Source organism: Spirulina sp. 06S082 (assembly GCF_034932145.1).
Taxonomy (GTDB): domain Bacteria; phylum Cyanobacteriota; class Cyanobacteriia; order Cyanobacteriales; family Spirulinaceae; genus CCY15215.
Genome location: NZ_JAYGHV010000332.1, coordinates 1 through 6190, shown reverse-complemented (window position 1 = coordinate 6190; position 6190 = coordinate 1). Strand labels below are relative to the sequence as shown.

Genomic DNA, 6190 nt, shown 5'->3' with positions numbered 1-6190 from the left:
CTCCAGACAAGACTCATGGCGGTGGCAACTCTGGCGGTTTCTTTGTTAATGAGTAGTTTGACTTTCTGGGCGGTGAATACCATCCAGCAGGATGCCAGCATGAATGATACTCGCTTTGGCAAAGATTTAGGGCTGTTGCTGGCTAATAATGTTGCACCTTTAATTGCAGAAGATAAACTCACAGAAGTTGCTCGTTTTTCGAGTCTTTTTTATGGAGGAACATCCAGCGTTCGTTACTTATTATATGCGGATGCTGATGGAGAGATTTTTTTCGGTATCCCTTATAGTTCCGCAGAAGTCCAAAATTCTCTAACAATTAAACGTCATATTGAATTACCCGAGAATTACGCACAAGAGGCAAAATTTCCGATGATTCGCCAACATAAAACCCCTCATGGTGGCGTTACTGATGTTTTTGTGCCTCTCAACTATAATGACAAATATCTCGGAGTTTTGGCGGTAGGAATCAATCCGAATCCAACAGTGGTTGCTTCTTCTAATTTAACGCGGGATGTAACGATCGCGGTATTTATTTCGATTTGGGCGATGGTACTTTTGGGGGTTGTTTTTAATGCTCTAACGATTACTAAACCGATTAAGGAATTGTTAGTAGGGGTGAAAAATATTGCCGCCGGAAATTTCAAACAGCGTATCGATTTGCCTTTGGGTGGGGAATTAGGAGAATTAATTTTTAGCTTTAATGAAATGGCAGAACGTTTAAAGCGTTATGAAGAACAAAATATTGAGGAATTAACGGCTGAAAAAGCCAAGTTAGAAACTCTTGTTTCTACTATCGCCGATGGTGCGGTTTTGCTCAATAATGATGCCGAAATTATCTTGGTAAATCCTACAGCGCGGCGTATTTTCGGCTGGGAAGGTAAAGATACGATCGGCAAAAATATTTTACAAGAATTGCCTTTATCGGTGAGTACCCAATTAACGCGACCTCTGCAACATAAAACCAGTGAAGATATAGTTCAAGATTCCCATCATCTTTGGGAACGATCGCAGCAAGAAAAAGACGGAGATGAGTTTCGCGTCACGATCGCAGGACCTACAGAACGAACGATTCGCATCTTATTAACCCAAGTCTTCGATCGCGATCGGGAAAATGTCAAAGGTATTGCGATGACGGTACAAGATATTACTCGCGAAGTAGAATTAAATGAGGCGAAAAGTCAGTTTATTAGCAATATTTCTCACGAACTCAGAACCCCTCTTTTTAATATTAAATCTTTTATTGAAACCCTCTACGAATACGGCGAGGATTTATCAGAAGCAGAACGACAAGAATTCCTACATACTGCCAATCACGAAACCGATCGCTTAACTCGTTTGGTGAATGATGTTCTCGATTTATCTCGCTTAGAATCCTCGAAAAACTATCAATTAGAAGACGTTGAAATTGAGCGCACCATCGAGCAAACCCTGCGTAGTTATCAACTCAATGCCAAGGATAAAAAAATCGAGATTGGTGCCGAAATTGAAGCAAATTTGCCTTTTGTTTTAGGGCATTATGATTTATTATTGCAAGTCTTAGCTAATCTTGTGGGTAATAGCTTGAAGTTTACAGAGTCTGGGGGACGAATTATCGTTCGCGCTTATCAAATTGACCTCGATCCCATCACCAAAGAAGGCGATCGCCTGCAAAAAGTTCGCGTTGAAGTCTCCGACACGGGAACAGGAATTGATGCGGAAGATCGCGAGGCAATTTTCGATCGCTTTTTCCGGGTTGAAAATCGCGTTCATACCCTCGAAGGAACCGGGCTGGGTCTTTCTATTGTGAGAAACATTGTCACGCGACATCGTTCTCGTGTCAATTTAGTGAGTGAGATTGGCTTGGGAAGTACCTTTTGGTTCGATCTAGAGATTTACGATCCCCTGCAACTCGATCGCCCTGCTCCAGAATTACCCCAGAGAAATTTAAACTTACTTTAATTATGAAACGAAGGATTGCACTATTATTTTTTGTGGGCTTACTTAGTGCTTGCGATCGGCAAGCTAAAAATAATACTCCAGATAATACGGCAAATTGTCCCGATCCTGCTGCTTCTCCCCCCGCTTTAGCTAAACCTGCTGAAAGAGATTTTCCCAACTATTTTAATTTCCAAATCCAGAATATTGCAGCCAACAAAAATATTATTCGCTTTCAAAGTTTAAGCTACGATTTTATTTTTTGTCGAGGCAATGAAACTTGGACAGTAACAAAAGGAACGATATCTTCTCCTGCTTCCCCCCTGGGTGCAGAACTTCCTTATAAAACCGTGGAATTTCAGGGACAAACCTATCAATATCGCGCCGTGTTAGACCCTGATTTTACCTCGGGACAGCGATCGCAGCGTGCCGTTCTGCAATTGATTCCACCGAAAGCAACAGAACCCATCGTCACCAATCTTTACACCCTAGAAGATATTCGTAAAGCCAATTTAGGCAATGATTTAGCGTATCCAGATTTCGTCAGTGCAGTTCCCTACGGCGATCGCCTGTTGATTTCAATTTCTGCCCCTCGAGGGGAAGGATTTACGAGTATTGCCACCTTAGCCTTTTACAATCCTCAAAACCAGGCGATCGAACTGAAACAACCGGATAAAATTAAAGGACAAATCATCAAAGATATTGCGATCGCCGGGGAGTCAGATAACGCTAAAATTTGGCTGACCACGCAGACATCAGGGGAAGGAAATCCTTATCTTCCTAGTATGGGATTAGTTTCCTACGATCTCAATACTGATGTTATTACTGCCTATCACGTTCGCAATAGTCCCCTTGTTGGTGCCATTCCGACCAAATTATGGGTGAATGGAGAAGAATTATGGGTAGGTACCGGGAATGGCATTTGTCGCACCTATTGGCAAGCAATGGAACAACGGGATAAGTGGAATTGTTGGCGCTTTGCGGTCATGGCAGATCTCGCCAATGGAGGGATTACCCTATACAATCGTTTAGCCGCCCAAAAACCGGCACTAACCCTTGAAGCAGATCGGGTAGAGGTGTTATGGCGATCGCCTCTCGCTTACGAGGAAAATGCGAAGGAACGCTATGAGATAGCCTACAAGGAGGGGTTTACGACGGCGATCGCCGGGGGAAAAACAGCTTGGTCGGAAATATATGGAACAGCGCGAGAGTATTTCGCACCGCTATACTGGCCGGGATCGGAATGGCATTGGAATGGCCAGCGTTTCCAACGGGGATTTGATGAAGTATCTTTAAATATCTTTGGTGGGGGTCCGATGGGTATTGGACAAAAGGAATTTAATCCCAATAATCCTCCCGATGTTGCAGCCATACGAGGGGATCTGGATTTACTAGAATTAACGGGAGCAAGAACAGAAGTACGCTATTATTCGGGTTGGGTTGATGAGGCTTTATTATCTCCCTATGTGGCGATCGTTCCCGTTCAACCTATTATCGATCCTCAACCGAACCCTCTTACTCAATAGGGGTTTGGTTTGGGTTTGGAGACCAAATTAAGAGGGTTTGGAGACCAAACCCCTACCACATGAATCTCGATCGTTATGCCCGTTTAAAATCACCGATTCACCGATGGGAACCTCGTTCTAAGTTGGTATCATTATTGACTTTAATTTTTGCTTTTGCTTTTGTCCGCCATTTAATTTTACTGCCATTTATGGTAGTAATAACGGCAGGTTTATATTTGATTTCTCGTCTACCTTTTGGATTTTGGCTTTCTCGATTGCGCTATCCTGGTTTTTTCATTGCCGCAATGGTCTTTTTTTTGCCATTTGGGACGGGGGAAACGGTATTATGGCAATGGGGATGGTTGAGCTTAAAACAAGAAGGCTGTGAGGCTCTGGCGTTGATTCTGGTGCGATTTGCTTCTATCCTAACAGTGAGTTTGGTGTTATTTGGTACGGCACCGATCGCGAATAGTTTAAAAGCAATGCGATCGCTGGGTCTTCCGGCTTTAATTGTTGATATGGCTTTGTTAACTTATCGGTATTTGCAAGAGTTACAAGAGATGCGAGTTAAGATGCAAAGGGCGATGCAGTTGCGAGGATTTCAACGCGATCGCCTGACGCGCAGAAATTTACAAATCTTGGCACAACTAACGGGAACTTTATTAATCCGAAGTTATGAGCGATCGCAGCGTGTTTACTATGCTATGATTTTACGAGGCTACGGTCAAGAAAAAGCGCAAGCTAAAAAGAGTATTCAAGATATCGATCGCTTCAGTTGGATATTGTCAATTATTACCCTTACTGTTGCAATGACGATCTTTATACTTGAATTGTTGATGAGTCGTTGATAATTTTTCATTGTTCAAGGGTTTCGATTTGAGTTTCCTGTAATTCAACTTGAGTTTCTTGCAAGTCGAGTTTTGTCGAGGTTTCTTGTAACAATTGTCGTATTTCTTGCCAGTCTTCTTGAGTTGCAAAGTCTCCATTTTCCAGAATTTTACTTTCCATCGACTGAATGCAAGAGACTAAACCTGCTGCAAATTCATAACGAGTTAAAACGCGATCGCCTTGAAATGTATCATCAGAATAACCAGTAATACAATTATAGTTTTGGGAGAGGTTTTGCAGGGCTTCATAAGCCCAGTCACCGGGGAATACATCGCGATTTTGGGCGATTTGGATGGGGTTAGCAAGGGTAGGCGTTTGGGTAATAAAGAAGGGACTCAAAAGCGCGATCGCTGCAACAATGGGTTTAAACATTTTCTCTCTCCCGAAATTTAATTAAAGGATTTTAATAGACGCGATCGCGCCAGTTTAGGAGTTTATTCCATTTTAGCTTATATCTGAGGGAATGGACTTGGGGGACCGCGATCGAATTTGTGAATCAGAAATTCACAACTGTAATGTTCGATGTAAGATGGAATTGATTTCGTTAATATATTTACTTTCTAAGTAACCTAGTTTTCTTTGAACAAATCGTTTTTCTAAAGTTGTAATGCGAGTGGTTCTAATTTTGGAAGATTTTTTGAGCCCAGTTGTTGTAAATTCTAGATCGGATACATCCAGCAAAGTCTCTTCAGGTGTTAAATCCGTCAAACCTTGAGATGAAATAAAACAGAGAGTAATCTCATCAAGATTTGAATTAATGTACAATACAACCGCAGGACGCAGTTTAGTCTGACTGAGATCGGTAAAAGGAAATTTAACTAAAACAATATCTCCTTTATTTACTGCCATTGAATTTCTTCTCCATCTTCAAGAGTATATAAATCTGGTTCTTCGTAAAGAAAATCAAAAGCACCTCCAGATTGAGCTAAGTGAGAAAGTTCCCGAGAAGATGGATAAGACGGATCGAAAAAAAGTCTTTCTTCAAGTAGGATTCTCTCTTGGTCGGAAAGAGATTGTATAATTTGAATGAGGGAGTCAAGCAGTTTAACATTCATAGTTTTTCTTTTCGCTTTATAATTTTAGCATTTGGCGCAATCGTTGCAACAAGCGAAGACAACTACACCAGAGACGTTGTAATGATTTCAGATACCAAGATTTGCGTTTTTTGCGTTTTCTGGCGATGCGATGCGATCGGGGTAAAACTGCTTCTTCTGGATTTTCAGGAGGAGGTAAAACTTCACCAAAAGGTGGGACAAATGTGGGCTGTGCAATAACCATTTGATTGAGATTGTAAAGTGCTTTATCACAGATTTTTATATTCTTTTCAAGTTCCATATCTTGATAGAGAGTACGTGCATTTTCAAAAGCCTGTTTTGCTTCCCATTTCTTCCCTAATCTTGCTAAACTATAACCTAAGCTCAAGAAGGTATTAGCTTCAAATCTGCGATGTCCAATCTCATGTAGAATTGGCAAAGCTACACTATAGCAATCGATTGCTTTTTGATATTTTCCCAAGGATTTATAAGCACTTCCTAAATTACACAAAGAACCACCTTCTCCAGAACGATCTCCTATTTCTCTTTTAATTATTAAAGATTTTTGGTGATAATTAATTGCTGCTTGGTATTCACCCAAGTTTTCATAAACAACTCCCAAATTATTTAAAGAAGTCCCTTCTCCTCTACGATTATTCGTTTCTCTTGCAATTGCTAAAGATTGCTGATGATAATTAATTGCTTTTTGATATTCACCCAAGTTTTCATAAACAACTCCCAAGTTATTTAAATAAGTCCCTTCTCCTCTACGATTATTCGTTTCTCTTGCAATTGCTAAAGATTGCTGATAATAATCAATTGCTTTTCGGTATTCACCCAAGTTATCAT

7 protein-coding genes are annotated in these 6190 nt (G+C 40.9%); 3 read left to right on the top strand and 4 right to left on the bottom strand.

Annotation, left to right across the window (positions count from 1 at the left end; translation table 11 throughout):
- From nblS to cbiQ, 3 genes are all read left to right on the top strand, one after another.
- Positions 1-1938, top strand: a 1938-nt coding sequence (gene nblS, locus VB714_RS20470) for a two-component system sensor histidine kinase NblS (RefSeq protein ID WP_323226535.1), incomplete at its 5' end; no start/stop codon positions are given.
- Between the two features lie 2 nt (positions 1939-1940).
- On the top strand, positions 1941-3440 hold the full coding sequence (locus tag VB714_RS20465) for a hypothetical protein (RefSeq protein WP_323226534.1): 1500 nt from the start codon (positions 1941-1943) through the stop codon (positions 3438-3440).
- Between the two features lie 59 nt (positions 3441-3499).
- A complete protein-coding gene (gene cbiQ, locus VB714_RS20460) occupies positions 3500-4267 on the top strand; it encodes a cobalt ECF transporter T component CbiQ (RefSeq protein ID WP_323226533.1) in 768 nt (255 codons plus the stop codon).
- Between the two features lie 7 nt (positions 4268-4274).
- Here the strand turns inward: cbiQ and VB714_RS20455 are convergent, their stop codons facing one another.
- From VB714_RS20455 to VB714_RS20440, 4 genes are all read right to left on the bottom strand, one after another.
- A complete protein-coding gene (locus VB714_RS20455) occupies positions 4275-4679 on the bottom strand; it encodes an iron uptake porin (protein ID WP_323226532.1) in 405 nt (134 codons plus the stop codon).
- 132 nt (positions 4680-4811) lie between these two features.
- Positions 4812-5156, bottom strand: coding sequence for a type II toxin-antitoxin system PemK/MazF family toxin (locus VB714_RS20450; protein ID WP_323226531.1), 345 nt, complete (start codon positions 5154-5156; stop codon positions 4812-4814).
- Complete coding sequence (locus tag VB714_RS20445; protein ID WP_323226530.1) at positions 5147-5362, bottom strand: hypothetical protein; 216 nt, start codon at positions 5360-5362, stop codon at positions 5147-5149. The genes VB714_RS20450 and VB714_RS20445 overlap by 10 nt, the downstream gene beginning before the upstream one ends.
- A gap of 16 nt (positions 5363-5378) precedes the next feature.
- On the bottom strand, positions 5379-6190 hold an 812-nt coding region (locus VB714_RS20440), incomplete at its 5' end, for a tetratricopeptide repeat protein (protein ID WP_323226529.1).